The following is a 500-nucleotide window of genomic DNA, read 5'->3' on the forward strand; positions in this document are numbered from 1 at the left end:
ATGGCCAGACGCTCCAGACCGTAAGTGATCTCGCCGGTCACCGGGTAGCACTCGATGCCGCCCGCTTGCTGGAAGTAAGTGAACTGCGTCACTTCCATGCCGTTGAGCCAGACTTCCCAGCCCAGCCCCCAGGCGCCCAGCGTTGGCGACTCCCAGTTGTCTTCGACGAAACGGATGTCATGCACCAGCGGGTCGAGGCCCACGTGCTTGAGGGAGCCCAGGTACAGTTCCTGGAAGTTGTCCGGGTTCGGCTTCAGGACTACCTGGAACTGGTAGTAGTGCTGCAGACGGTTCGGGTTTTCGCCGTAGCGGCCGTCAGTCGGGCGACGACTGGGCTGCACATAAGCGGCGTTCCAGGTTTCCGGGCCAATGGCGCGCAGGAACGTGGCAGTGTGGAAAGTGCCGGCGCCTACTTCCATATCGGAGGGCTGAAGTACCACACAACCTTGCTCGGCCCAGTATTGCTGGAGGGCGAGGAGCAAGTCTTGGAAGGTCCGCAC

At 61.8% G+C, this 500-nt stretch carries 1 pseudogene; it reads right to left on the reverse strand.

Annotated elements, in window-relative coordinates:
- Nucleotides 1-500: pseudogene (locus tag ACIPLA_RS13765) on the reverse strand (glycine--tRNA ligase subunit alpha); the annotation flags it as partial.

Origin of the sequence: Pseudomonas sp. NPDC086112 (assembly GCF_044746425.1) — a bacterium.
Classification (GTDB): Bacteria; Pseudomonadota; Gammaproteobacteria; order Pseudomonadales; family Pseudomonadaceae; genus Aquipseudomonas.